The organism is Enterobacter cloacae complex sp. P16RS2 (genome assembly GCF_014982155.1).
GTDB classification, from domain to species: Bacteria; Pseudomonadota; Gammaproteobacteria; order Enterobacterales; family Enterobacteriaceae; genus Enterobacter; species Enterobacter cloacae_M.
Map to the genome: position 1 here is coordinate 1 of NZ_JADCKW010000042.1, position 24,708 is coordinate 24,708.

General features: G+C 57.2%; 26 protein-coding genes. 20 read left to right on the forward strand and 6 right to left on the reverse strand.

The annotated features are described in order from the left end of the window. Nucleotides 1-195: 195 nt before the first annotated feature. Nucleotides 196-1,020: a MurR/RpiR family transcriptional regulator gene (locus INF68_RS20700; protein WP_126785852.1), complete on the reverse strand. Its 825-nt coding sequence runs from the start codon at nt 1,018-1,020 to the stop codon at nt 196-198. A gap of 165 nt (nt 1,021-1,185) precedes the next feature. On the opposite strand from INF68_RS20700, the gene INF68_RS20705 reads away from it, so the two are divergent. The 3 genes from INF68_RS20705 to queE are packed head-to-tail and all read left to right on the forward strand — an operon-like array spanning nt 1,186 to nt 4,178. Beyond that, the gene (locus tag INF68_RS20705; RefSeq protein WP_126785853.1) at nt 1,186-2,745 is read left to right on the forward strand and encodes a PTS transporter subunit EIIC; all 1,560 of its coding nucleotides are present in this window, start codon (nt 1,186-1,188) and stop codon (nt 2,743-2,745) included. Beyond that, on the forward strand, nt 2,745-3,452 hold the full coding sequence (locus INF68_RS20710) for an N-acetylmannosamine-6-phosphate 2-epimerase (protein ID WP_029741548.1): 708 nt from the start codon (nt 2,745-2,747) through the stop codon (nt 3,450-3,452). The genes INF68_RS20705 and INF68_RS20710 overlap by 1 nt, the downstream gene beginning before the upstream one ends. Nucleotides 3,453-3,506: 54 nt before the next feature. Next, nucleotides 3,507-4,178: a 7-carboxy-7-deazaguanine synthase QueE gene (queE, locus tag INF68_RS20715; protein ID WP_126785854.1), complete on the forward strand. Its 672-nt coding sequence runs from the start codon at nt 3,507-3,509 to the stop codon at nt 4,176-4,178. 85 nt (nt 4,179-4,263) lie between these two features. Here the strand turns inward: queE and queD are convergent, their stop codons facing one another. Further along, a complete protein-coding gene (gene queD, locus INF68_RS20720; RefSeq protein ID WP_023309002.1) occupies nt 4,264-4,626 on the reverse strand; it encodes a 6-carboxytetrahydropterin synthase QueD in 363 nt (120 codons plus the stop codon). Nucleotides 4,627-4,932: 306 nt separating this feature from the next. Here queD and cysJ point away from each other — a divergent pair, with 306 nt between their 5' ends. Genes cysJ through cysH form a run of 3 tightly spaced genes read left to right on the forward strand, consistent with a single transcriptional unit; the run spans nt 4,933 to nt 9,200 of the window. After that, complete coding sequence (cysJ, locus tag INF68_RS20725; protein WP_126785855.1) at nt 4,933-6,738, forward strand: NADPH-dependent assimilatory sulfite reductase flavoprotein subunit; 1,806 nt, start codon at nt 4,933-4,935, stop codon at nt 6,736-6,738. Further along, nucleotides 6,738-8,450, forward strand: coding sequence for an assimilatory sulfite reductase (NADPH) hemoprotein subunit (cysI, locus tag INF68_RS20730; protein ID WP_109844658.1), 1,713 nt, complete (start codon nt 6,738-6,740; stop codon nt 8,448-8,450). Before cysJ ends, cysI begins: the two co-directional genes overlap by 1 nt. A 15-nt stretch (nt 8,451-8,465) precedes the next feature. Then, nucleotides 8,466-9,200: a phosphoadenosine phosphosulfate reductase gene (gene cysH / locus INF68_RS20735; RefSeq protein WP_109844659.1), complete on the forward strand. Its 735-nt coding sequence runs from the start codon at nt 8,466-8,468 to the stop codon at nt 9,198-9,200. An 88-nt stretch (nt 9,201-9,288) separates the two neighbouring features. Here cysH and INF68_RS20740 read toward each other — a convergent pair whose 3' ends face one another. Next, nucleotides 9,289-10,332: an aminopeptidase gene (locus INF68_RS20740; protein WP_193525411.1), complete on the reverse strand. Its 1,044-nt coding sequence runs from the start codon at nt 10,330-10,332 to the stop codon at nt 9,289-9,291. 237 nt (nt 10,333-10,569) lie between these two features. On the opposite strand from INF68_RS20740, the gene cysG reads away from it, so the two are divergent. From cysG to rpoS, 13 genes are all read left to right on the forward strand, one after another. Beyond that, a complete protein-coding gene (gene cysG, locus INF68_RS20745) occupies nt 10,570-11,928 on the forward strand; it encodes a siroheme synthase CysG (RefSeq protein ID WP_126785856.1) in 1,359 nt (452 codons plus the stop codon). 9 nt (nt 11,929-11,937) lie between these two features. Then, nucleotides 11,938-12,846 (forward strand): sulfate adenylyltransferase subunit CysD, encoded by a 909-nt coding sequence (cysD, locus tag INF68_RS20750; protein WP_006811770.1) that lies wholly within the window; start codon nt 11,938-11,940, stop codon nt 12,844-12,846. A gap of 9 nt (nt 12,847-12,855) precedes the next feature. After that, nucleotides 12,856-14,280, forward strand: a complete 1,425-nt coding sequence (cysN, locus tag INF68_RS20755; protein ID WP_023308996.1) for a sulfate adenylyltransferase subunit CysN — start codon at nt 12,856-12,858, stop codon at nt 14,278-14,280. Beyond that, on the forward strand, nt 14,280-14,885 hold the full coding sequence (gene cysC / locus INF68_RS20760; protein ID WP_126785857.1) for an adenylyl-sulfate kinase: 606 nt from the start codon (nt 14,280-14,282) through the stop codon (nt 14,883-14,885). Before cysN ends, cysC begins: the two co-directional genes overlap by 1 nt. Before the next feature lie 58 nt (nt 14,886-14,943). After that, the gene (locus INF68_RS20765; protein WP_109844662.1) at nt 14,944-15,270 is read left to right on the forward strand and encodes a DUF3561 family protein; all 327 of its coding nucleotides are present in this window, start codon (nt 14,944-14,946) and stop codon (nt 15,268-15,270) included. Between the two features lie 166 nt (nt 15,271-15,436). Beyond that, a complete protein-coding gene (ftsB, locus tag INF68_RS20770) occupies nt 15,437-15,748 on the forward strand; it encodes a cell division protein FtsB (protein WP_008499609.1) in 312 nt (103 codons plus the stop codon). 19 nt (nt 15,749-15,767) lie between these two features. Beyond that, nucleotides 15,768-16,478 (forward strand): 2-C-methyl-D-erythritol 4-phosphate cytidylyltransferase, encoded by a 711-nt coding sequence (gene ispD, locus INF68_RS20775; RefSeq protein ID WP_109844663.1) that lies wholly within the window; start codon nt 15,768-15,770, stop codon nt 16,476-16,478. After that, nucleotides 16,478-16,957 (forward strand): 2-C-methyl-D-erythritol 2,4-cyclodiphosphate synthase, encoded by a 480-nt coding sequence (gene ispF, locus INF68_RS20780; RefSeq protein WP_008499607.1) that lies wholly within the window; start codon nt 16,478-16,480, stop codon nt 16,955-16,957. Before ispD ends, ispF begins: the two co-directional genes overlap by 1 nt. Further along, a complete protein-coding gene (gene truD / locus INF68_RS20785) occupies nt 16,954-18,003 on the forward strand; it encodes a tRNA pseudouridine(13) synthase TruD (protein WP_023308991.1) in 1,050 nt (349 codons plus the stop codon). Before ispF ends, truD begins: the two co-directional genes overlap by 4 nt. Beyond that, complete coding sequence (surE, locus tag INF68_RS20790) at nt 17,984-18,745, forward strand: 5'/3'-nucleotidase SurE (RefSeq protein WP_023308990.1); 762 nt, start codon at nt 17,984-17,986, stop codon at nt 18,743-18,745. Before truD ends, surE begins: the two co-directional genes overlap by 20 nt. After that, on the forward strand, nt 18,739-19,365 hold the full coding sequence (locus INF68_RS20795; RefSeq protein WP_023333224.1) for a protein-L-isoaspartate(D-aspartate) O-methyltransferase: 627 nt from the start codon (nt 18,739-18,741) through the stop codon (nt 19,363-19,365). Before surE ends, INF68_RS20795 begins: the two co-directional genes overlap by 7 nt. 116 nt (nt 19,366-19,481) lie before the next feature. After that, nucleotides 19,482-20,606, forward strand: a complete 1,125-nt coding sequence (gene nlpD / locus INF68_RS20800) for a murein hydrolase activator NlpD (RefSeq protein WP_126785859.1) — start codon at nt 19,482-19,484, stop codon at nt 20,604-20,606. Between the two features lie 59 nt (nt 20,607-20,665). Then, entirely contained in the window at nt 20,666-21,658 is a 993-nt protein-coding gene (rpoS, locus tag INF68_RS20805; RefSeq protein WP_008499600.1) for an RNA polymerase sigma factor RpoS, read from the forward strand. Between the two features lie 52 nt (nt 21,659-21,710). Here the strand turns inward: rpoS and INF68_RS20810 are convergent, their stop codons facing one another. Together INF68_RS20810 and INF68_RS20815 are read right to left on the reverse strand one after the other, a co-directional pair. After that, nucleotides 21,711-22,088 (reverse strand): DUF4440 domain-containing protein, encoded by a 378-nt coding sequence (locus tag INF68_RS20810; RefSeq protein WP_126785860.1) that lies wholly within the window; start codon nt 22,086-22,088, stop codon nt 21,711-21,713. Beyond that, nucleotides 22,085-23,290: an MFS transporter gene (locus INF68_RS20815; RefSeq protein ID WP_126785861.1), complete on the reverse strand. Its 1,206-nt coding sequence runs from the start codon at nt 23,288-23,290 to the stop codon at nt 22,085-22,087. The genes INF68_RS20810 and INF68_RS20815 overlap by 4 nt, the downstream gene beginning before the upstream one ends. Before the next feature lie 108 nt (nt 23,291-23,398). Here INF68_RS20815 and INF68_RS20820 point away from each other — a divergent pair, with 108 nt between their 5' ends. After that, nucleotides 23,399-24,286, forward strand: a complete 888-nt coding sequence (locus tag INF68_RS20820) for a LysR family transcriptional regulator (RefSeq protein ID WP_109844682.1) — start codon at nt 23,399-23,401, stop codon at nt 24,284-24,286. On the opposite strand, the gene INF68_RS20825 is transcribed toward INF68_RS20820, so the two are convergent. Further along, nucleotides 24,283-24,690, reverse strand: a complete 408-nt coding sequence (locus INF68_RS20825) for a MarR family winged helix-turn-helix transcriptional regulator (RefSeq protein ID WP_023308984.1) — start codon at nt 24,688-24,690, stop codon at nt 24,283-24,285. The genes INF68_RS20820 and INF68_RS20825 overlap by 4 nt on opposite strands. Between the last annotated feature and the right edge of the window lie 18 nt (nt 24,691-24,708).

Here is a 24,708-nt window from a genome sequence, read left to right on the forward strand (position 1 = left end):
TTAAAATTTAAATTTTAAGTTATTGAATTTAAATGTTTTTATGAAATCTGTGTCGTATGGCTAACGTAATTCAAAATGTAATAAATATAATAATTTGTTACACCAAACATTTATCGAATAAATGTTTTAAATACCACTTAACTCAAATCAGACAACATAAGTCGCAGGCCGATTTATTTAGCCTGCGAATTATTTTCAGAGCAAAAGGGGAAGCGTGGCGCTGGCTGTTTGCTGGCTAATGTCGCCGTAATGACTATCCAGCGCAATCATGGACGTGGTCAGCAGCTCGACCAGCAGCATGACCCCAACCTTAGCATTGAGCGCGCCTGCACTTAGAGGGCCTTCTGGTTTGGCGGCAACCAGCTGCATGTCGCTCAGAGACGCCAGCGGGCTGCGGGGCGTATTGCTGAGCGCCAGAACCTTAACGCCGCGCTTGCGGGCAAGCTTCACCACGTGGAGTAAATCCCGCGTTGAACCCGAACTAGAGATGGCCACAACCAGCGTATCTTTCGAAAGCGTTGTCGCATTCATGGCTGCGCGGTGCATATCGCTAAACAGCTGTGCGGGCTTGCCCAGCCGCAACAGCTTGTAATGCAGATACTCTCCGAGGATCGCGCTGGCCGCGACGCCATAAATCTGCACGGATTGCGCCTGGTGCAGCGCCAGCGCCGCCTTTTCAAGCAGGGTGCGGTCGAGGAGTCTGGCGGTATCCTGCAAAGCCTGCACCGACTCATCCACCACGTTATCAATCTCATCCCCCGCCTGACGCGCGGGCTGGCCCTGCTGAATATCCAGCGCAAGCGCCATTTTAAATTCGTTATAGCCCTTGCAGCCCAGCGTCCGGCAAAGGCGCGTGACGCTGGCCTCGCTGGTGTGGCTCTCGCGCGCCAGCTCGGTGATAGTCAGGTAGAGCACCCGGGCTGGATCGCTGAGGACAAACTCACCGAGTTTTTGTTGCGTTGGGCTGTACCCGGAAGCCTCCTGGCGTAGCTTCAGCAGCAGGTTTTCATGGTCTGACATGCTCGATCCTTAATGCGTTTCTCTGCGACTAGTGTGGCGGAAAGCGGGGGAAAGATGCCAGTCATTTTGAAAAAGTATGATCGTCGTCCTGGTTTTTGATGATAATTTTCACTATTAGATTTTTATATGGTAAAAATTTTCATCGTTTAATGAGGGGATGAAAAAATGATGCAAATATTCAGTGGGGCTTCTTCAGGAGGATGGTTTGAAAAAGCGCAGCGCTTTGGCAAATCCTTTATGCTGCCGATTGCCGTGTTGCCCGCGGCGGGTCTGCTGCTGGGGATAGGCGGCGCGTTATCGAATCCCAACACGCTGGCAGCCTATCCGTTTTTAGACGTGAGCTGGCTTCAGGCCATTTTCACCATCATGAGCAGCGCAGGATCCATCGTGTTTGCGAACCTCTCGGTGTTGTTTGCCGTTGGGGTGGCCGTCGGGCTGGCAAAAAGCGATAAGGGCACGGCGGGTCTGGCGGCGCTACTTGCGTTTCTGGTGATGAATGCCACCATCAACGCGCTGCTGATCCTCACCGGCAAACTGGCGCATGAGAACCCGGGCGCCGTGGGGCAGGGTATGACGCTGGGTATTCAGACGCTGGAAACCGGCGTCTTTGGCGGCGTGGTGATTGGGCTGGTGACCTGCACGCTCCATCACCGGTTTAATAAAATTGCGCTTCCGCAGTTCCTCGGGTTCTTTGGCGGCTCGCGCTTTGTTCCCATCGTCAGCTCGCTGGCGGCGATACTCGTCGGCGCACTCATGACCGTGGTCTGGCCGCATTTCCAGAAACTGATTTTTGGTCTCGGTGGGCTGGTGGATGCCACCGGCTATCTGGGCACGCTGCTGTACGGCTTTATCTTACGCATGCTGGGCCCGTTTGGTTTGCACCACATCTTCTATCTGCCGTTCTGGACCACCGCGCTCGGCGGCAGTGAGATTGTTAACGGTCACCTCGTTGAGGGAACACAGCGGATTTTCTTCGCCCAGCTGGCCGACCCGAACACGCAGCATTTCTATGAGGGCACGTCGCGCTTCATGTCCGGGCGCTTTATTACGATGATGTTTGGCCTGCTCGGCGCGTGTCTGGCGATGTACCACACGGCAAAACCGGAGAACAAAAAGCGCGTTGCCGGGCTGCTGCTCTCTGCGGCGCTAACCTCGTTCCTGACCGGGATTACCGAGCCTATCGAGTTTTCCTTCCTGTTTATTGCGCCGGTGCTTTACGTCATTCATGCGCTGTTTGACGGCCTGGCGTTCATGCTCGCACACATGCTGCATATCACCATCGGGCAAACCTTCTCCGGCGGTTTTATCGACTTCGTGCTGTTCGGCATTTTGCAGGGGGAGGCCAAAACCAACTGGATGTTCGTTCCGCTGGTGGGCGTGCCGTGGTTCTTCCTTTACTACTTCACCTTCCGCTATCTGATTAACCGTTTCGATTTTGCCACGCCGGGTCGGGAAAAGGAGGCGATGGTCAGTGAAGCGACCTTCTCGCAGAGCGAGCGCGCCGTTGCGGTGATCGCGGGATTAGGCGGAAAAGAGAATCTGGAAGAGGTGGACTGCTGCGCCACGCGTCTTCGCGTTACGGTGAAGGACGGCAGCAAAGTGAATGACGCGGCGCTGAAAGCCACCGGCGCGCGCGGCGTTATCGTGCGCGGTAACGGTGTTCAGGTCATTTATGGCCCGCACGTCACGATTATCAAAAACGAAGTGGAAGAGATCTTATCGTAATGAAAACTGTACTGGATAACCTGAAGGGAAAACTGGTCGTCTCCTGTCAGGCGCTGGAAAATGAACCGCTGCACAGCCCGTTTATTATGTCGCGGATGGCGCTGGCGGCGGCGCAGGGCGGAGCCGCCGCCATTCGTGCCAACAGCGTGGTGGATATCGAGGCCATTAAGCAGCAGGTCTCTTTGCCTGTTATCGGCATCATCAAACGGGATTACCCGGAAAGCGAGGTGTTTATCACCGCCACGATGAAAGAGGTGGATGAGCTCATGGCCGCCTCTCCGGAAATCATTGCGCTTGATGCGACGGCGCGTGAGCGTCCCGGTGGAGAATCCCTGGAAACGCTGGTCACGCGCATTCGCTCGCGCTACCCCTCGGTACTGCTGATGGCGGATATTTCCACCGTGGGCGAAGCCGTGACGGCGCAGGCGCTTGGCTTTGACTGCGTCGGCACCACGCTTTACGGCTATACGGCGGAAACGGCGGGCCATTCGCTTCCGGAAAATGACTGCGCGTTCCTGAAGGCCGTGCTGGCCGCCGTGACGGTTCCCGTGATTGCCGAAGGCAACGTGGATACGCCTGAACGTGCGGCCAGATGCCTGGCGCTGGGCGCGCATACGGTCGTCGTCGGCGGCGCGATCACCCGTCCACAGCAAATTACCGAGCGTTTTATGGCGGCGATTGGCGCGCAAAGCACCGATGGAGCATGACCATCCGGCGGGGATCTGCGATACTTATCGTTTATCCCCTTTACTGAGATGACTATGCAGTACCCGATTAACGAGATGTTCCAGACCCTGCAAGGCGAGGGTTACTTTACCGGCGTTCCCGCTATTTTCATTCGTTTACAGGGATGCCCGGTTGGCTGTGCCTGGTGTGATACCAAACATACGTGGGACAAGCTCGCAGATCGGGAAGTGTCGCTGTTTAGCATTCTGGCGAAAACCAAAGAGAGCGATAAGTGGGGCGCGGGCAGTTCTGAAGATCTGCTGGCCATTATTGGTCGTCAGGGCTGGACGGCGCGCCACGTCGTGATCACCGGCGGTGAACCCTGCATCCACGATCTGACGCCGCTGACCGAGCTGCTCGAAAAGAACGGCTACAGTTGCCAGATTGAAACCAGCGGCACCCATGAAGTGCGCTGTTCACACACGGCCTGGGTGACGGTATCGCCAAAAGTGAATATGCGCGGCGGGTATGACGTGCTGTCTCAGGCGCTGGAACGCGCGGATGAGATTAAGCACCCGGTAGGGCGCGTGCGTGATATTGAAGCGCTGGATGAACTGCTGGCCACGCTGACGGATGAAAAGCAGCGCGTCATTGCGCTACAGCCGATCAGCCAGAAAGACGACGCGACGCGTCTGTGCATTGAAACCTGTATTGCGCGTAACTGGCGCCTGTCGATGCAGACGCACAAGTACCTGAATATTGCATAAAAAAGCCCGGTGGCGCTAGCGCTTACCGGGCCTACGGTTCGAGGCTCTTGTAGGCCGGGTAAGCGTCAGCGCCACCCGGCAAGCATCACTCCCCGCGATAGATACAGCCAGCGGTGCAGGTCTCTTTGATCATCACCGCGCTCAGCAGCGGCACCAGCGGCTTCATCTGATCCCAAATCCATTTCGCCAGCACTTCGCTGGTCGGGTTTTCAAGGCCCGGAATATCATTCAGGTAGTAATGATCCAGACGATCGTAGGTCGGCTTAAACGCCGCCTTCAGCTCGGCAAAATCCATGATCCAACCGGTATGCGGATCAACTTCACCGGTGATCTCAAGACGCACCATGAACGAATGCCCGTGCAGACGGCCGCATTTATGCCCTTCAGGGACATGCGGAAGGTGGTGGGCGGCTTCGAAGGTGAAATCTTTAAACAGTGTGGTGGACATGATCGCTCTCAGTAATGCGGAAAAAACCGCCGCATAGTACCGGAAAGCACAATTTTTAGCATTAACTAAAACGGCTCTGAAGCCAGGTGTCTCGTTAACAGGCGTTTTTTGTGGTTTTTATCGATAATTTTCAGTGGGTTAATTAATCGTTTTTATCGCTAAGTATGACAACTAAAACAGGTTAGTCCATTTGGTTATTTATTATTTCCATCCCTTCTTTAATTGTTATTATCCTCGCCGTTAACCTTATCTTCAGTTTGGATTTATTCGCTTAAAGTCCGCTTGGCTACTGGAACATAACGACGCATGACAACACAGGCCCCACCTTCAAATTTGCTTCCCCTGAACCCGGAGCAACTGGCGCGCCTTCAGGCTGCCACCTCTGATTTTTCTCCCACTCAGCTTGCCTGGGTCTCCGGTTATTTCTGGGGAATGCTCAATCAGCAGCCTGGCGCTGTGGCGGGTGCACCGGCAACGGCCGTTGAAATTCCGGCCATTACCCTGATTTCCGCCTCGCAGACGGGCAATGCGCGTCGCGTGGCCGAAGCGCTGCGTGACGACCTGCTGGCCGCCAAACTGAACGTGAACCTGGTCAACGCCGGGGATTATAAATTTAAGCAAATCGCGTCAGAAAAACTGCTGGTGATGGTCGCCTCTACCCAGGGCGAAGGTGAACCTGCTGAAGAAGCGGTGGCCCTGCACAAGTTCCTGTTCTCAAAAAAAGCGCCGAAGCTGGATGGCACGGCGTTTGCGGTATTTGGCCTTGGCGATACCTCGTATGAATTCTTCTGCCAGTCCGGTAAAGACTTCGACAGCAGGCTGGCGGAGCTGGGCGCGGAGCGCCTGCTGGACCGCGTTGACGCGGATGTCGAATACCAGACCGCCGCCGCCGAATGGCGTGCCCGCATCGTTGAAGTGTTGAAAGCGCGCGTGCCGAAAGAGACGTCGGCGCAGGCCGCGTTCACCGCGACGGGGGTCGTCAACGACATTCACACCAGCCCGTACACCAAAGAGGCGCCGCTGACGGCGAGCCTGTCGGTGAACCAGAAAATTACCGGCCGCGATTCGGAAAAAGACGTGCGCCATATCGAAATCGATCTCGGCGACTCTGGCCTGCGCTATCAGCCGGGCGACGCGCTGGGTATCTGGTACCAGAACGATCCGGCTCTGGTGAAAGAGCTGGTTGAGCTGCTATGGCTGAAGGGTGACGAGCCCGTCACCGTTGATGGCAAAACCCAGCCGATTTCAGAGGCGCTGCAGTGGCATTTCGAACTGACGGTGAACACCCCGAATATCGTCGAAAATTATGCCACCTTAACGCGCAGCGAATCCCTGCTGCCGCTGGTGGGCGACAAGGCGAAGCTGCAGCATTACGCCGCGACGACGCCAATTGTCGATATGGTCCGTTTCTCTCCGGCTCAGCTGGATGCCGATGCGCTAATCGGCCTGCTGCGACCGCTGACGCCGCGCCTGTACTCCATCGCCTCTTCGCAGGCCGAAGTGGAGAGTGAAGTGCATATTACCGTCGGCGTGGTGCGCTACGACATCGAAGGCCGCGCCCGCGCGGGTGGGGCTTCTAGCTTCCTGGCGGATCGCGTGGAAGAAGAGGGCGAAGTGCGCGTCTTTATCGAGCACAACGACAACTTCCGCCTCCCGGCGAACCCGGAAACACCGGTCATCATGATTGGCCCGGGCACCGGCATTGCGCCGTTCCGCGCCTTTATGCAGCAGCGCGCGGCAGATGAAGCGCCGGGTAAAAACTGGCTGTTCTTCGGCAACCCGCACTTTACCGAAGATTTCCTCTACCAGGTTGAGTGGCAGCGCTACGTGAAAGAAGGCGTACTGACCCGCATCGATCTGGCCTGGTCCCGCGACCAGAAAGAAAAAGTATACGTACAAGACAAACTGCGCGAACAGGGCGCAGAGCTGTGGCGCTGGATCAATGACGGTGCCCACATTTATGTCTGCGGCGACGCCAATCGCATGGCGAAAGACGTTGAGCAGGCACTGCTGGAAGTGATTGCCGAATTCGGCGGTATGGATGCCGAAACGGCGGATGAATTTTTAAGTGAGCTGCGCGTTGAGCGCCGTTATCAGCGAGATGTCTACTAATGAGCGAAAAACATCCAGGGCCACTGGTGGTCGAAGGTAAACTGACAGACGCCGAGCGCATGAAGCTGGAAAGCAACTATCTGCGCGGCACCATTGCTGAAGATCTGAATGACGGTCTCACCGGCGGCTTCAAAGGCGACAACTTCCTGCTGATCCGCTTCCACGGTATGTACCAGCAGGACGATCGCGACATCCGCGCCGAGCGTGCCGAACAGAAGCTGGAGCCGCGTCATGCGATGCTGCTGCGCTGCCGTCTGCCGGGCGGGGTGATCACCACCAGGCAGTGGCAGGCCATCGACAAGTTTGCCGGTGAAAACACGATTTATGGCAGCATCCGCCTGACCAACCGTCAGACCTTCCAGTTCCACGGCATTCTGAAGAAGAACGTGAAGCCGGTGCATCAGATGCTGCACTCGGTCGGGCTGGACGCCCTGGCGACCGCCAACGACATGAACCGTAACGTGCTTTGCACCTCGAACCCGTATGAGTCCGAGCTGCACGCCGAAGCCTATGAGTGGGCGAAGAAGATCTCTGAGCATCTGCTGCCGCGCACCCGCGCCTATGCGGAGATTTGGCTCGATCAGGAAAAAGTCGCGACCACGGACGAAGAACCGATCCTTGGCCAGACCTATCTGCCGCGTAAGTTTAAAACCACGGTGGTGATCCCGCCGCAGAACGATATCGATCTGCACGCCAACGACATGAACTTCGTGGCGATTGCCGAAAACGGCAAGCTGATTGGCTTTAACCTGCTGGTGGGCGGCGGCCTGTCCATTGAACACGGTAATAAGAAAACCTACGCCCGCACCGCGAGCGAGTTCGGCTTCCTGCCGCTGGAGCACACGCTGGCCGTGGCGGAAGCGGTAGTGACCACCCAGCGCGACTGGGGCAACCGTACCGACCGTAAAAACGCGAAAACCAAATACACCCTGGAGCGCGTGGGCGTGGAGACGTTCAAAGAGGAAGTGGAACGTCGTGCAGGCATCAAGTTTGAGCCGATCCGCCCTTACGAATTCACCGGTCGCGGCGATCGCATTGGCTGGGTGAAGGGTATCGATAATAAATGGCACCTGACGCTGTTTATTGAAAACGGCCGTATTCTGGATTATCCGGGCCGTCCGCTCAAAACCGGTCTGCTGGAAATTGCTAAGATCCATAAAGGCGAATTCCGCATTACCGCTAACCAGAATCTCATTATTGCCGGCGTGCCGGAGAGCCAGAAGGCGAAGATCGAGAAGCTGGCGCGCGACCACGGGTTAATGGATGCGGTTAAGCCGCAGCGTGAAAACTCGATGGCCTGCGTGTCGTTCCCGACCTGCCCGCTGGCGATGGCCGAAGCGGAACGTTTCCTGCCGTCATTCACTGACAAGGTTGAAGCGATTCTGGAAAAACATGGTATTCCGGACGAGCATATTGTTATGCGCGTCACCGGCTGTCCGAACGGCTGCGGTCGCGCGATGCTGGCCGAGCTGGGTCTGGTGGGGAAAGCGCCGGGGCGCTATAACCTGCACCTGGGCGGTAACCGTATCGGCACGCGCATTCCGCGTATGTTCCGCGAGAACATTACCGAGCCGGAAATCCTTGATTCCATCGACGAGCTTGTCGGGCGCTGGGCGAAAGAGCGCGAAGCGGGTGAAGGCTTCGGCGACTTTACGGTGCGTGCGGGCATCATTCGCCCGGTGCTCGATCCCGCAAGGGATTTCTGGGAGTAACCACGAGAGGTAATTATGTCCGTACTCGATCTAAACGCCCTTAACGATCTGCCTAAAGTCGAACGCATTCTGGCGCTGGCAGAAACCAATGCCCACCTTGAAAAGCTGGACGCTGAAGGGCGTGTGGCGTGGGCGCTGGAAAACCTGCCGGGAGACTATGTGCTCTCGTCGAGCTTTGGTATTCAGGCGGCGGTCAGCCTGCATCTGGTGAATCAGATCCGTCCGGACATTCCGGTGATCCTCACCGATACCGGCTACCTGTTCCCGGAAACCTACCAGTTTATTGACGAGCTGACGGACAAGCTCAAGCTGAACCTCAAAGTGTACCGCGCGACGAAAAGCGCGGCCTGGCAGGAGGCGCGCTACGGTAAGCTGTGGGAGCAGGGCGTTGAGGGCATTGAGAAATACAATGAGATCAACAAAGTCGAACCGATGAACCGGGCGCTGAAAGAGCTCAATGCGCAGACGTGGTTTGCGGGCCTGCGTCGCGAGCAGTCCGGCAGTCGTGCAACCTTACCGGTTCTGGCGGTCCAGCGCGGGGTGTTTAAAGTGCTGCCGATTATCGACTGGGATAACCGGACGGTGTATCAGTATCTGCAAAAACACGGGCTGAAGTACCATCCGCTGTGGGACCAGGGCTATCTGTCGGTGGGCGACACCCACACCACGCGCAAATGGGAACCGGGAATGGCGGAAGAAGAGACGCGATTCTTTGGGCTGAAGCGCGAGTGCGGGCTGCATGAAGGGTGATAACCTTTTTGCCCGGTGGCGCTGCGCTTACCGGGCCTACAAAGGCTTATCGAGAGGGGTGGGGTGAGGGCATCAGGCCTTAAAAACCTCAGGCTTTCGCCGCCTTCGCCAGCTCCTTCACCAGCGGCAGCATGACTTTCACCACATCACGACTGCGGTGCTCAATCCGCTGAGGCAGCGCGCTGTCAATGTGCTGCTGATTATCCAGCATCACGTTGTGCCAGCTTGTCCCGTCCGGGAAGGGTTTCGATTTAGCCCGCTGCTGATAGCCATCTTTCTTGCCCAACGCCCAGTTTGTCGCTTCCACGTACAGCACCGGAATGCCCGCCTTATCGAAGACTTCCCCGTCGTTGCAGCAGCCTGTTCCGCGTGGGAAAGCAGGATTCCCGCCCGGATTGGTCGTGGCATAAACGCCATGGCTGCGGGCAATCGCCAGCGCCCGGTCGCGCGTCAGTTTCCGCACGGTACCCGGCGTACTCTGCCCGCTGTTGAAATAAAGTTTATCGCCGACGATCAGGTTATCGAGGTTGATCACCAGCAGCGTATTTTTCTTCTCCTCAGCGCTCATGCGCTTAAGGAGATTCTCAGCCCCGAGTTTGCCCTCTTCTTCACCGCTTGTGGCCACGAAACGAATGCCATACCGGGTTGGAATATCTTTCATCCGCTCGGCCAGTTCGAGCATCACGCCCAGGCCCGCCGCGTTGTCGTCCATGCCCTGCAGCGTCAGCCCGCCGAGGTTGTTATCCGTATCGGCATCGCTCATCGGGGCGTAGGTATCAAGGTGCGCCATAATAATAATCTGTTCAGCCGCGCTACCTTCATGCGCCGCGATAACCGTACTGCCGGTCACGTTATGCCAGTTTTTCGTTTTATTTCGTGAGGTATAGACGTAGCGGCTGTGAAACGACCGGATATCGCTCTGATAGCCCATCCCGGCAAACTGCTGGCGAAGATAGTCCGCGGAGAGCATCTCCGCAGGCGAGCCGGTCATGCGGCCAGGAAAGACGGTGGCGATATGCCGCGCCTGCATAGTGGCGATTTCACCATAAGGTTGGTTTTTTGCCTGGGCAGGAAGAATAAAGCAAACGCCGAGCGCCAGGGCAGCAATACGGTGGCGCGTTGCGGAAAACATAGTGAGTCCTTAAAAACAGAGCAAAATATTAACCCGCCTAGTATGAAACTGTGATCGCCCATACACAATTTGAATTGCTCTTAAATGCCCGATATTTCGCATGTTAAGCACTTTTTGGTATTAGCTTTTTCACGGCGTTATTCCATTGAGTAACTACTCATTCCAATTCGTAATTTCATTCGGTCTAAGCCGCCCCCTATAGTCCCTTTATTCCTCGTTGTTAGTGAGTTGTTGCTTGTGGACTATCTGCCCTTATTTGCCGCGATAAAAGAGAAGCCGGTGCTGGTTGTAGGCACGGGTGAAATTGCCGATCGCAAAATCGCGTTTTTGCAGCGCGCAGGGGCGCAGGTGCGGGTAGTGGCAGAAGCGGATTTTGACGAATCACAAATCGATACCGTAGTGCTGGTGATTGCAGCGACCGAAGATCGCGACCTGAACCGGCGGATTTCCGACGCCGCTCAGGCCCGTTACCGCCTGGTGAACGTGGTGGACGACCAGCCGTTATGCTCGTTTATCTTCCCGTCGATCGTTGACCGTTCTCCGCTGCTGGTGGCGATCTCCTCCGGCGGTACCGCACCGGTGCTGGCGCGCGTGCTGCGTGAAAAAATCGAAGCGCTGCTGCCGACCAGCCTCGGGCGCATGGCGGAAAAAGCCAGCTACTGGCGCAACCACCTGAAAACGCGCCTGACCAGCGTAACGGAACGTCGTCGCTTCTGGGAACGCGTATTTCGCGGCCGCTTTGCCAGTCTGATGCATGCCGGTAATGAGACGGCGGCGCAGAAGATCCTTGAGGACGAACTGGATAACCCCGGCAGCACGGGCGGGGAGATCATTCTGGTGGGGGCAGGGCCGGGCGATGCCGGACTTCTGACGCTGCGCGGCCTGCAGGTGCTGCAGGACGCGGACGTGGTGTTCTACGACCATCTGGTCACCGACGGCGTGCGCGAGCTGATCCGTCGCGACGCGGAGCAAATCTGCGTCGGCAAACGGGCTGGCGAGCACTCGGTGCCGCAGCACGACACCAACCAGATGCTGGTTGACGCCGCCAAAGCGGGTAAAACCGTGGTGCGCCTGAAAGGGGGTGATCCGTTTATCTTCGGCCGCGGCGGCGAAGAGTTGCAGGCGGCAGCCGAAGCGGGCATACCGTTCCAGGTGGTGCCCGGCATCACGGCGGCCTCTGCGGTGACGGCCTACGCCGGTATTCCGCTGACCCACCGCGATTACGCCCAGAGCGTCACCTTTGTGACCGGCCACTACAAGGCCGACAGCACGCCGTTCGACTGGTCGCATCTCGCCCAGAGCCGCCAGACGCTGGCGATCTACATGGGCACGATGAAGGCCGCGGACATCAGCGAACAGCTTATTCAGCACGGTCGCGAGGCGACGACGCCCGTTGCCGTCATTTCTCGCGGCACGCGCGTCGATCAGCACGTTGCGACGGGCACGCTGGAACATCTTGCAACCCTGGCGAAAGACGCCCCGATGCCCGCCCTGATCGTGGTGGGTGAAGTGGTGCAGCTGCACAGCACGCTCGCCTGGTTCCAACACACAACCGATACAGAAGGCTTTGGTTCTTCTGTCGTAAATTTGGCTTAAGGAACGGTTATGGACCAAAAACGTCTTACACACCTGCGGCAGCTCGAAGCGGAGAGTATCCATATCATCCGCGAAGTGGCCGCCGAGTTTTCTAACCCGGTGATGATGTACTCCATCGGTAAAGATTCCAGCGTCATGCTGCATCTGGCGCGTAAAGCGTTTTATCCGGGCACGCTGCCGTTCCCGCTGCTGCACGTGGATACCGGCTGGAAATTCCGCGAAATGTACGAGTTCCGCGACCGTACCGCGAAAGCCTATGGCTGCGAGCTGCTGGTGCATAAAAACCCGGAAGGGGTGGCGATGGGCATTAACCCGTTCGTGCACGGCAGCGCCAAGCACACCGATATAATGAAAACTGAAGGGCTGAAGCAGGCGCTGAACAAATACGGTTTTGACGCGGCCTTCGGCGGCGCGCGCCGTGACGAAGAGAAATCCCGCGCCAAAGAGCGTATCTACTCCTTCCGCGACCGCTTCCACCGCTGGGACCCCAAAAACCAGCGCCCGGAGCTGTGGCATAACTACAATGGTCAGATTAATAAAGGCGAAAGCATTCGCGTCTTCCCGCTCTCCAACTGGACCGAGCTGGATATCTGGCAGTACATCTATCTGGAAAACATCGAAATCGTTCCGCTGTATCTGGCCGCCGAGCGCCCGGTGCTGGAGCGCGACGGCATGCTGATGATGATCGACGACGATCGCATCGACCTGCAGCCGGGTGAGGTAATCAAAAAACAGATGGTGCGTTTCCGTACCCTCGGCTGCTGGCCGCTGACCGGCGCGGTGGAGTCCAGCGCGCAGACGCTGCCGGAGATCATCGAAGAGATGCTGGTGTCCACCACCAGCGAGCGACAGGGGCGCGTGATTGACCGCGACCAGGCAGGCTCCATGGAGCTGAAGAAACGTCAGGGTTATTTCTAAGGAGCCGCCATGAACACCACTATTGCTCAACAAATTGCCAACGAAGGCGGCGTGGAAGCGTATCTGCACGCGCAACAACACAAAAGCCTGCTGCGTTTTCTGACCTGCGGCAGCGTGGATGACGGGAAAAGTACCCTGATTGGCCGCCTGCTGCACGATACGCGCCAGATTTATGAAGATCAGCTCTCTTCCCTGCATAACGACAGTAAACGTCACGGCACCCAGGGTGAAAAACTCGACCTGGCCCTGCTGGTGGACGGCCTACAGGCGGAGCGCGAGCAGGGCATCACCATCGACGTGGCCTACCGCTACTTCTCTACCGAGAAGCGCAAATTTATTATCGCTGACACCCCGGGGCACGAGCAGTACACACGCAACATGGCGACCGGCGCGTCCACCTGCGACCTGGCGATCCTGCTGATGGACGCGCGTAAAGGCGTGCTGGATCAGACCCGTCGTCACAGCTTTATCTCGACGCTGCTGGGGATCAAACACCTGGTGGTGGCGGTCAACAAGATGGATCTGGTCAACTTCAGCGAAGAGAAGTTCGAGGAGATCCGTCAGAGCTACCTTACCTTTGCCGAACAGCTGCCGGGCAACCTGGATATTCGCTTTGTGCCGCTCTCGGCGCTGGAAGGGGATAACGTCGCCTCCCAGAGCGCGAACATGCCGTGGTACAGCGGTCCGACGCTGCTGGAAGTGTTGGAAACCGTTGAAATTCAGCGCGTGGTCGATACCCAGCCGATGCGCTTCCCGGTGCAGTACGTGAACCGTCCAAACCTCGATTTCCGCGGTTTCTCAGGCACCCTGGCGTCAGGCTCCGTGAAGGTAGGTCAGCGCGTCAAGGTGTTGCCATCCGGCGTGGAATCGACTATCGCCCGCATCGTCACCTTCGACGGTGACCTGCAGGAAGCGGGCGCCGGTGAAGCCGTAACGCTGGTGCTGAAAGACGAAATTGATATCAGCCGCGGCGACCTGCTGGTCGACGCGCAGGAAACGCTGGCGGCAGTGCAGGGGGCTTCCGTGGACGTGGTCTGGATGGCCGAACAGCCGCTGACCGCTGGCCAGAGCTATGACATCAAAATTGCCGGCAAGAAAACCCGCGCCCGCGTGGACGGTATTCAGTTCCAGGTGGATATCAACAACCTGACCCAGCGTGACGTCACCGAGCTGCCGCTGAACGGCATCGGTCTGGTCGATCTGACCTTCGACGAACCGCTGGTGCTGGATCCGTATCAGCAGAACCCGGTCACGGGAGGGCTGATCTTTATCGACAGGCTGACCAACGTTACCGTCGGGGCCGGTATGGTTCGCGAACCGATTAAACAGGCTGCCGCGACGTCTGAATTCAGCGCCTTCGAGCTGGAACTGAACGCGCTGGTGCGTAAACACTTCCCGCACTGGGGCGCACGCGATCTGCTGGGAGGCAAGTAATGGCCGCCCATGATGAGAACGTCGTCTGGCATCCTCATCCGGTGACCGTCGCCCAGCGCGAACAGCTCCACGGTCACCGTGGGGTTGTGCTGTGGTTTACCGGGCTGTCCGGCTCGGGTAAATCGACGGTGGCAGGCGCGCTGGAAGAGGCGTTGCATCGGCAGGGCGTAAGCACGTACCTGCTGGATGGCGATAACGTGCGTCACGGCCTGTGCAGCGATTTAGGGTTTAGCGACGATGACCGCAAAGAGAACATCCGCCGGGTGGGCGAAGTCGCCAGCCTGATGGCTGACGCCGGGCTGGTGGTGCTGACCGCGTTTATCTCCCCGCACCGCGCCGAGCGCCAGATGGTGCGCGAACGCGTGGGCCAGGATCGCTTTATCGAGGTGTTTGTCGATACGCCGCTGGAGATTTGCGAAGCGCGCGACCCGAAAGGGCTGTACAAGAAAGCGCGTGCCGGAGAGCTGCGCAACTTCACCGGAATTGACGCGGTATACGAAGCGCCTGAATCGCCTGAAATTCACCTGGAAGGTCAACAATTGGTAACAAATTTAGTAAGCCAATTATTAGACCTGCTCAGGCGGGACGATATTATCAGATCCTGAGGCGGTATCGTTCGGGAGCTGTCTTCCCGAACGATGAGTCACGGTCACAGGATTAGCTATGCGCAACAGTGAACATTACATCACCACCACCGGGTCGGAGCCGCTAGCGACCGACGACGAAACGACCTGGTCCTTTCCTGGGGCCATCATTGGCTTCGTCTCATGGCTGCTGGCGCTTGGCATTCCGTTTCTTATCTACGGCGGCAACACGCTGTTCTTCTTTCTCTACACCTGGCCTTTCTTTCTGGCGTTGATGCCCGTGGCGGTTGTTGTCGGCATTGCGCTGCACTCTCTGCTCAACGGCAAGCTCCTCTACAGCACCGTGGTCACGATTATGACGGTGGTTCTGATGTTTGGTCTGTTATTTTTGTGGCTCATGGGCTAACTTCAGCCATAATTCAAACCGTAACCAACTGTGTAACGATATCGTGCAGGACGATTCTGCGGAAAAAATGTGGTACATTTGCCCGCGATGTTGCGGCATCTCTGTTACCCCGGCGTAGTGCTCTGGGGAAGTCTTGGGATGATGATGCCGTTTTTCAGGGGGCAGGATGGGTAAACTAACGCTGCTGTTGCTGGCTTTGCTAATCTGGCTGCAATATTCGCTGTGGTTCGGTAAGAACGGACTGCACGACTATAGCCGGGTGAGCGATGACGTCGCGGCTCAGCAGGCAACAAACGCCAAACTTAAGGCGCGAAACGATCAACTCTTTGCTGAAATTGATGACCTCAATGGCGGGCAAGAGGCGATTGAGGAACGCGCACGCAATGAACTCAGTATGACTAAGCCGGGCGAAACCTTTTATCGTCTGGTTCCGGATGCGTCTAAACGCAATCAGGGCTCAGCACAAAACAATCGATAATCAGGCCCAGGATTACGACATGGCAGTAACTTTTTCGGACGTATGCGCCGTGGTGCCGGCCGCAGGTTTTGGCCGGCGCATGCAGACAGAATGTCCCAAGCAGTACCTCTCTATTGGCGATAAAACGATCCTCGAGCACGCCGTGGCGGCGCTGCTGGCGCACCCGCGGGTGACGCGTGTGATCATCGCTATCAGCCCTGGCGATGCGCGCTTCGCGCAGCTGCCGCTGGCAAATCATCCACACATTACCGTCGTTGACGGTGGCGCCGAGCGCGCCGATTCCGTTCTGGCGGGCCTTCAGGCCGCCGGAAACGCGTCGTGGGTGCTGGTACATGACGCGGCGCGTCCTTGCCTGCATCAGGACGATCTTGCGCGTCTGCTGGCGCTAAGCGAAACAAGCAAGGTTGGCGGGATTCTGGCCGCACCGGTGCGCGACACCATGAAGCGCGCCGAGCCGGGCAAACAGGCTATCGCCCACACCGTAGATCGCGTCGATTTATGGCACGCGCTGACGCCACAATTTTTCCCCCGCGAATTACTCCACGACTGCCTAACGCGAGCGCTTAAAGAAGGTGCGACCATCACGGACGAAGCCTCTGCGCTGGAGTATTGCGGTTTCCACCCTGAGCTTGTTGAAGGACGCGCTGATAATATAAAAGTGACGCGTCCGGAAGATTTACAGCTCGCGGAATTTTATCTTACCCGTTCGACCCATCAGGAGAAGGCATAATGCGAATTGGACACGGTTTTGATGTACACGCCTTTGGCGGAGAAGGCCCAATTATCATTGGCGGCGTGCGCATTCCCTATGAAAAAGGACTGCTGGCGCATTCTGATGGCGACGTGGCACTGCATGCGCTGACCGACGCGCTGTTGGGCGCTGCCGCGCTGGGTGATATCGGCAAGCTGTTCCCGGACACCGACCCGGCATTTAAAGGGGCGGACAGCCGCGAACTGCTGCGCGAAGCGTGGCGCCGCATTCAGGCGAAAGGTTACACCCTCGGCAACGTCGACGTGACGATTATTGCCCAGGCCCCGAAAATGCTGCCGCACATTCCGCAGATGCGCGTGTTTATTGCAGAGGATCTGGGCTGCCATATGGACGACGTGAACGTCAAAGCGACGACGACCGAGAAGCTGGGCTTTACCGGGCGTGGCGAAGGGATTGCCTGTGAGGCCGTGGCGCTGCTGGTGAAGGCGAGCAAATGACGGACTTCGACAACCTGACATACCTGCACGGTAAACCACAGGGGAACGGGGTGCTGAAAGCCAGCCCGGAAGATTTCCTCGTGGTGGAGGATCTGGGCTTTGAGCCGGATGGCGAAGGCGAACATATCCTGGTGCGTATTCTGAAAAATGGCTGCAATACCCGCTTTGTGGCCGACGCGCTGGCAAAATTCCTCAAAATTCATGCCCGCGAAGTGAGCTTTGCCGGACAGAAAGATAAACACGCCGTCACGGAACAGTGGCTCTGCGCGCGCGTTCCCGGCAATACGATGCCTGATTTAAGCAAATTTGAGCTTGAAGGCTGTAAGGTACTGGAATTCGCCCGCCACAAGCGCAAACTGCGTCTGGGGGCGTTGAAGGGGAACGACTTTACGCTGGTGCTGCGTGAAGTGTCCCACCGCGAAGATGTTGAAAAACGTCTGAACGCTATCAGTGAACGCGGCGTACCGAACTACTTTGGCGCGCAGCGCTTTGGCATTGGCGGCAGCAACCTGCAGGGCGCGCTGCGCTGGGCGCAAAGCGATGCACCGGTGCGCGACAGGAATAAACGCAGTTTTTGGTTGTCGGCGGCCCGCAGCGCGTTGTTTAATCAGATTGTGAGCGAAAGGCTGAAAAAACCGGACGCGAATCAAGTTGTTGTTGGCGATGCGCTACAATTAGCGGGACGCGGAAGCTGGTTTGTGGCAACGGCCGAAGAAATGGCCGATGTGCAGTCGCGCGTGGACGCAAAAGCGCTGATGATTACCGCCGCGTTGCCGGGTACGGGCGACTGGGGAACACAGGGCGACGCGCTGGCCGCCGAGCAGTCAGCCGTAGCGGATGCGCCAGAATTACAATCCTTGCTTGTGCGGGAAAAAGTCGAGGCGGCACGCCGCGCGATGCTGCTCTATCCGCAGCAGTTAAGCTGGAACTGGTGGGATGACGTAACCGTCGAGTTACGCTTCTGGCTACCGGCAGGTAGCTTTGCCACCAGTGTTGTCAGGGAACTTATCAACACCTCGGGTGATTATGCGAATATTGCTGAGTAACGATGACGGGATCCACGCGCCAGGCATTCAGACCCTGGCGAAACACCTCCGTGAATTTGCGGACGTGCAGGTCGTGGCGCCCGATCGTAACCGCAGTGGAGCGTCTAACTCTCTGACGCTGGAGTCGTCGCTTCGCACCTTTACCTTTGAAAATGGCGATATTGCCGTACAGATGGGCACGCCAACCGACTGTGTTTTTCTGGGCGTGAACGCGCTGATGCGGCCGCGTCCGGATATCGTTGTTTCCGGCATTAACGCCGGTCCTAATCTCGGTGATGACGTGATTTACTCCGGCACCGTGGCGGCCGCAATGGAAGGGCGCCATCTGGGATTCCCGGCGCTGGCGGTCTCGCTGAACGGCCATACGCACTACGATACCGCCGCCGCGGTGACCTGTTCGATCCTGCGGGCGCTCGGCCGCGAGCCGTTGCGTACCGGGCGCATCCTCAACATCAACGTGCCGGATCTTCCCCTCGACGAAATTAAAGGCATTCGCGTCACCCGTTGCGGGAGTCGACACCCTGCCGATCAGGTCATCCCGCAGCAGGATCCTCGCGGCAACACGCTTTACTGGATTGGCCCTCCCGGCGATAAGTGCGATGCGGGTCCGGATACCGACTTTGCCGCCGTGGATGAAGGCTATGTTTCGGTTACCCCGCTGCACGTAGATTTAACTGCGTATAGCGCGCATGATGTGGTGTCGGGCTGGCTGGATCGCGCAGGAGTGAACGCGCAATGGTAAACAAACGTGTACAAACTCTTCTGGAACAACTCCGCGCGCAGGGGATCCGCGACGAGCACGTGCTTGAAGCGCTTGCTCAGGTTCCGCGTGAGAAATTTGTAGACGAGGCGTTTGAACACAAAGCGTGGGAAAACGTGGCGCTGCCCATCGGACAGGGCCAGACGATTTCGCAGCCTTACATGGTGGCGCGCATGACGGAGCTGCTGGAGCTGACGCCTGACTCCCGCGTGCTGGAGATTGGCACCGGGTCGGGGTATCAAACCGCGATCCTGGCGCATCTGGTTCATCATGTATGCTCCGTTGAGCGGATTAAAGGTTTGCAGTGGCAGGCGCGTCGTCGCCTGAAACAACTTGATTTACACAATGTTTCGACACGACACGGTGATGGATGGCAGGGTTGGAAGGCGCGCGCGCCGTTTGACGCGATCATCGTGACGGCGGCCCCGCCTGAAATTCCTGCGGCCCTGTTGTCGCAGCTGGATGAGGGGGGCATTCTTGTTCTGCCCGTTGGGGACGAGCAGCAGCTTTTGAAGCGCGTTCGTCGGCGCGGCGGCGAGTTTATTATCGACACCGTGGAAGCCGTGCGCTTTGTGCCTCTGGTAAAGGGGGAGTTGGCCTGAGACTCGGAATTATCCAGGGTTATTAAGGCAAATTCAGCGTATGGTGTGGCGCGAAAGATTCGTGTCATCACGGTAAATTTTAAGTCACTGGTAGTTAACACATTCCTGGGGGATAAATGAGCGCGGGAAGCCCTAAATTCACCATCAGCCGTGTTGCGGCATTATCACTGGTTTCGCTCTGGCTGGCAGGCTGTACAAGTTCTAACAACGCGCCTGCGCCCGTCAGTTCTGTCGGCGGAAACAGCGGCTCGGGTAACACGTCCAGCGGAATGTTGATCACTCCTCCGCCTAAAATGGGTACCTCTACGGCGCAACAAAATCCGCCAATCCAGCCGGTTCAGCGTCCAATGACGCAGCCGACACATATTCAGCCAGTGGAACAGCCTGTTCAGACCCAGAATGGCCGCATAGTCTATAACCGTCAGTATGGGAACATTCCGAAAGGCAGCTATACCGGTGGCAGCACTTATACAGTGAAACGCGGCGATACGCTGTTCTACATTGCGTGGATCACCGGGAACGATTTCCGTGACCTCGCGCAGCGCAATAACGTCCAGGCCCCGTATGGTCTGGAAGTGGGGCAAACGCTCCAGGTTGGCAACGCGACGGGCACGCCGCTTACGCCTGGCAACACCGTTTCAGCGGCCGATGTGACGGCTCAAAATAACAGCGTTAAGCCTGCACAAAAATCCACCACGGTGGTTGCTTCACAACCTGTAATTACGTATTCTGAGGATTCAGGTGATCAGACTGCTAACAAAATGTTGCCGAATAATAAAGGGACTGCGACTGTTGTCACAGCACCGGTGACGGCACCTGTGGTTAGCTCTACTGAACCGACTGCCAGCAGTATGACTTCCAGTTCGCCAATCTCTGCATGGCGCTGGCCAACTGACGGCAAGGTTATCGAGAACTTCTCTTCCTCCGAGGGGGGAAATAAAGGGATCGATATCGCAGGGAGTAAAGGACAGGCTATCATCGCGACCGCTGACGGACGCGTTGTGTATGCCGGTAACGCTCTGCGCGGTTACGGTAATCTTATTATCATCAAACATAACGATGATTACCTGAGTGCCTACGCCCATAACGACACAATGCTGGTCCGGGAACAACAAGAAGTTAAGGCGGGGCAAAAAATCGCTACTATGGGTAGCACCGGAACCAGTTCTACACGCTTGCATTTTGAAATTCGTTACAAGGGGAAATCCGTAAACCCGCTGCAGTATTTGCCGCAGCGATAATTTGACGGGGCATGCCAGCCAGGGTGTCTCGTTCAGGGATCACGGGTAGGAGCCACCTTATGAGTCAGAATACGCTGAAAGTTCATGATTTAAATGAAGACGCGGAATTTGATGAGAACGGAGTAGAGGCTTTTGACGAAAAAGCCTTAGTAGAAGAGGAACCCAGTGATAACGATTTGGCTGAAGAAGAGCTGTTATCGCAGGGTGCCACACAGCGTGTACTGGACGCGACTCAGCTTTACCTTGGGGAGATTGGTTACTCCCCACTGCTAACGGCCGAAGAAGAAGTCTATTTCGCACGTCGTGCTTTGCGTGGTGATGTAGCCTCGCGTCGTCGCATGATTGAAAGTAACCTGCGACTGGTCGTGAAAATTGCCCGCCGTTACGGCAATCGTGGTCTGGCTCTGCTGGATCTGATTGAAGAGGGCAACTTAGGTCTCATCCGCGCAGTTGAGAAGTTTGACCCGGAACGCGGGTTCCGTTTCTCAACCTACGCGACCTGGTGGATTCGTCAGACCATCGAACGGGCTATTATGAACCAGACCCGTACGATCCGCCTGCCGATTCACATCGTCAAAGAGTTGAACGTTTATCTGCGTACCGCACGCGAGTTGTCCCATAAACTGGACCACGAGCCAAGCGCAGAAGAGATTGCCGAGCAACTCGATAAACCGGTTGATGACGTTAGCCGTATGCTGCGTCTCAACGAGCGCATTACCTCCGTTGACACCCCGCTGGGTGGCGACTCCGAAAAAGCGCTGCTGGACATCCTGGCCGATGAAAAAGACAACGGTCCGGAAGACACCACGCAGGACGATGACATGAAGCAGAGCATCGTCAAATGGCTGTTCGAGCTGAACGCCAAACAGCGTGAAGTGCTGGCACGTCGTTTCGGTTTACTGGGGTATGAAGCTGCGACACTGGAAGACGTCGGCCGTGAGATTGGTCTGACCCGTGAACGTGTTCGTCAGATTCAGGTTGAAGGTCTGCGCCGCCTGCGTGAAATTCTGCAGGGGCAAGGTCTGAATATCGAAGCGCTGTTCCGCGAATAAGCAACCTTTCGTCAAAAAAGGCCCGTCGTGAGACGGGCCTTTTTCTTTTGCGCTACGGCTTAGTCGTTTCGTGCAGCAGACGCCACACTATCCGATCGCCTTCCTGATTGAGCACCGCGGTTGACCAGCGCACGTTGACGGGCAGGTCCGGCCGGGTTTGCGTCTCCCGGTAGTGGAGCACCGCGCCACGATCCCAGCGCTGGATCGTGGATAATTCGTCAATGACGATCTTCAGTCCTGGACGGCTTCCGCGCTGATTTTCCAGAAAACTGGCAAGACCGATATAGTCGATCTGAACGCCGCCCGGTGGGATCATCATAAAATCCGGGCTGAAGCGGGCGAGCAGGGCGTCGGAATCACCTTCACCTTTTCCTAACCAGCCTTCAAGCGCAATGTGGAGGTCGATAATGTCGTGTTCGAAAGGCGTCATGAATTCTCCTGTCGCAGCTGGGTGAGCACCTGCGTATTGTTAAGACGAAAAATGTACGGTACAACAGGCAGCAGGGTCATGCCTGCGGCAAAAATAAACATCCCGTGCCAGGCGGCGAGCGGTGGCAGCCAGGCCTGCGCCAGGCTCAGTGCCTGCGCCAGCAGCAGGGCTCCGGCAAAAAAGCTCAGCTGACGATTAAGATTCCACAGCGCGCTGGCATCCGGCATCTCTTCCCGGCGCGTCGTCAGAAAAGCGCTGCTCTGAGCCGTACTGCTGCACAGGCTTCCCCCAGCGCCCATTAAGGTAAACGCAACGGCAGGCAGCAGCGTAGCCGAACTGACGTTAATCAAAAGCAGGATACCCGTCGCCTGCAGCAGGCAGCCGATGACGATCAGCGGTCGGGGGCCGATACGGTTAAAATAGCGTCCCGTTGCCGTGATGGCGATAAACGATGCCACGGACCACGGCAGCATGAGCATCCCCGTTGCGGCTGGGCTCATGTTCGCCACGTGCTGAAGATAAAACATGCCCGTGACGTTCACCCCAATAAATACGCCGGGAACGCATAAATAAACAAGCATCGAAAAACGCAAAAGCGGGTCCGCGAGCAACGACAGGTTTAGCAGTCTGGCCGCTTTCATCGCGGGCATCTCGTGTTTAAGCCACAGGCAGGCCAAAACAAAGGTCACGACAGCGACCGGTAGCGTGGCGAAAAATATCCATCGCCAGCTTAGCGTCTGCACCAGCAGGCCTCCGATAGCAGGGGAGCAGGCCGGGGCAAGCAGCGCGACCAGCATCACCGCCGAGGAGAGTCGGGCACGCTCGTGAGGCTTAAACTGTTGCCAGGTCAGCGCCTGTCCGACGGGGATCAGTAAGCCCCCTCCCACGCCCTGGAGTACTCGCCAGGCGATCAGGCTTTCAAGCGTTGCAGACAGGCCCGCCGCTGCGGAGGCTGCGCTGAACAGAAAAAGCGAGAGGAGGATGACGCGCTTAGGCCCGATGCGGCGCGTGAGCACGCTGCTGAACGGGATCACCAGCGTCAGGCCGGCTATGTACCCGTTGCTGACCCAGGCGAGGGCTGAAGGCGTGGTGTTAAAGGCTTGGGCCATTGCCGGGAAGGCGACGCTGGCAATAAACATATTGATTAAATCAAGAAAAAAGCCCAGCAGATAAACAACGGCGACTTTGCTGCGATACGTCATGGTGGATCCTCCGGTGAGGTGGCGTATCGTATCGATCCGGGAAGCACGGATAAACCTGACAAAGCGCGATATACTGTCAAAAATATTTTGACAGTAAAGGGCGTGATGATGATTAACCTGCAGCGGGCTCAGATGTTTGTTGCGGTGGCCGACACGGGCAGTTTCACTGCCGCAGCCGAGGCAATGGGGCTGACAAAAGCCGTGGTCAGCTTCAATATTCGCCAGCTAGAAGATGAGCTGGGCGTTACGTTGCTGCTGCGCTCCACCCGCCGTCTGACGTTAACCGAGGCGGGCGCGCTATTTCATCAGCGCAGCGTGGCGCTTCTGAAGGATGCGGAACGGCTGCAGGATGATGTCCGCGCGAATCATGCGGGGCTCACTGGCGAACTGCGGATCACGACTACGCCCGAGTATGGCTCACAGGTGGTGGTGCCGCTGCTGGCCAGGTTTAGCCAGCAGCACCCGGATCTTCGCGTGCGGCACGTTTCGTCGTCCCTGCATGCCGACCTTATCTCGGAGCGCTTTGACGTAGCCATCCGTCTGGGAACGCTTGCCGATTCGCGCAACCACGCCGCGCTGATTTCGCACTTCTCTATTCTCCCCGTTGCGACGCCCGGGTGGCAGGTTAACCATCCGATCGAAACGCTTGCGCAGCTGGCCCACGCGGACTGGATTATTCACGAGCGTCTGGCCTCGCCGCTGCGCTGGCAGGTGAAGGATGCCAGCGGTGCGCCTGAAACGCTGGAGATAAAAAAAGCGCCGCGCCTGTTTGCCGACAGCGCTCAGGCCCTTATGGCCTTTGCACTTGCTGGCGGAGGTGTGGCGTTACTGCCGGAATGGCTGGCGCGCGATGCGCTTGATGCGGGAAAACTGGTCCCGGTTTTACCGGGATATACCTTTGCGCAGCAGGGCATATATGCGGTTTATCCCGATGCCCGGCACGTGTCGGCGAAGGTGCGCACCTTTATCGATTTTATGCGCGCCAGCGTGAATTAATCGTGCATCATCTTTTTGATGAGCGCGGAGAACTGCTCCCGCTCGGCCTTGTTAAGACGTCCTAAAAACGCCTCATCCACCTCGTTGCCAACCGGTTTACAGCCAGCAAGCAGGGCTTCACCTTCTGGCGTCAGGAAGACAAACCGGCGGCGCTTATCGGCCGGATCGTGCTCGCGTTTGACCAGACCGCGCGCCTCCATGCGGCTGAGCATCTCCGCCAGGGTCGCTTTCGTGCTGACCGCCACTTCGGTCAACGCCACCTGTTCAATACCCGGATGCTCGGCAATAGAGCGCATCACCGCATACTGTGGCTTGGTCAGTTCCGGTAAGGCATGTTGCCACTGCGCGGTATGCTGTTGAAAAAGCTGACGTAACAGGTGGAACGCCTCTTGTCTTAGTTCCATGAACACTCCGACGGAAAA

Coding starts and splice junctions, on each gene's coding strand:
- INF68_RS20700 (WP_126785852.1), bottom strand. CDS start 1,020: ATGTCAGACCATGAAAACCTGCTGCTGAAGCTACGCCAGGAGGCTTCC.
- INF68_RS20705 (WP_126785853.1), top strand. CDS start 1,186: ATGATGCAAATATTCAGTGGGGCTTCTTCAGGAGGATGGTTTGAAAAA.
- INF68_RS20710 (WP_029741548.1), top strand. CDS start 2,745: ATGAAAACTGTACTGGATAACCTGAAGGGAAAACTGGTCGTCTCCTGT.
- queE (WP_126785854.1), top strand. CDS start 3,507: ATGCAGTACCCGATTAACGAGATGTTCCAGACCCTGCAAGGCGAGGGT.
- queD (WP_023309002.1), bottom strand. CDS start 4,626: ATGTCCACCACACTGTTTAAAGATTTCACCTTCGAAGCCGCCCACCAC.
- cysJ (WP_126785855.1), top strand. CDS start 4,933: ATGACAACACAGGCCCCACCTTCAAATTTGCTTCCCCTGAACCCGGAG.
- cysI (WP_109844658.1), top strand. CDS start 6,738: ATGAGCGAAAAACATCCAGGGCCACTGGTGGTCGAAGGTAAACTGACA.
- cysH (WP_109844659.1), top strand. CDS start 8,466: ATGTCCGTACTCGATCTAAACGCCCTTAACGATCTGCCTAAAGTCGAA.
- INF68_RS20740 (WP_193525411.1), bottom strand. CDS start 10,332: ATGTTTTCCGCAACGCGCCACCGTATTGCTGCCCTGGCGCTCGGCGTT.
- cysD (WP_006811770.1), top strand. CDS start 11,938: ATGGACCAAAAACGTCTTACACACCTGCGGCAGCTCGAAGCGGAGAGT.
- cysN (WP_023308996.1), top strand. CDS start 12,856: ATGAACACCACTATTGCTCAACAAATTGCCAACGAAGGCGGCGTGGAA.
- cysC (WP_126785857.1), top strand. CDS start 14,280: ATGGCCGCCCATGATGAGAACGTCGTCTGGCATCCTCATCCGGTGACC.
- INF68_RS20765 (WP_109844662.1), top strand. CDS start 14,944: ATGCGCAACAGTGAACATTACATCACCACCACCGGGTCGGAGCCGCTA.
- ftsB (WP_008499609.1), top strand. CDS start 15,437: ATGGGTAAACTAACGCTGCTGTTGCTGGCTTTGCTAATCTGGCTGCAA.
- ispD (WP_109844663.1), top strand. CDS start 15,768: ATGGCAGTAACTTTTTCGGACGTATGCGCCGTGGTGCCGGCCGCAGGT.
- ispF (WP_008499607.1), top strand. CDS start 16,478: ATGCGAATTGGACACGGTTTTGATGTACACGCCTTTGGCGGAGAAGGC.
- truD (WP_023308991.1), top strand. CDS start 16,954: ATGACGGACTTCGACAACCTGACATACCTGCACGGTAAACCACAGGGG.
- surE (WP_023308990.1), top strand. CDS start 17,984: ATGCGAATATTGCTGAGTAACGATGACGGGATCCACGCGCCAGGCATT.
- INF68_RS20795 (WP_023333224.1), top strand. CDS start 18,739: ATGGTAAACAAACGTGTACAAACTCTTCTGGAACAACTCCGCGCGCAG.
- nlpD (WP_126785859.1), top strand. CDS start 19,482: ATGAGCGCGGGAAGCCCTAAATTCACCATCAGCCGTGTTGCGGCATTA.
- rpoS (WP_008499600.1), top strand. CDS start 20,666: ATGAGTCAGAATACGCTGAAAGTTCATGATTTAAATGAAGACGCGGAA.
- INF68_RS20810 (WP_126785860.1), bottom strand. CDS start 22,088: ATGACGCCTTTCGAACACGACATTATCGACCTCCACATTGCGCTTGAA.
- INF68_RS20815 (WP_126785861.1), bottom strand. CDS start 23,290: ATGACGTATCGCAGCAAAGTCGCCGTTGTTTATCTGCTGGGCTTTTTT.
- INF68_RS20820 (WP_109844682.1), top strand. CDS start 23,399: ATGATTAACCTGCAGCGGGCTCAGATGTTTGTTGCGGTGGCCGACACG.
- INF68_RS20825 (WP_023308984.1), bottom strand. CDS start 24,690: ATGGAACTAAGACAAGAGGCGTTCCACCTGTTACGTCAGCTTTTTCAA.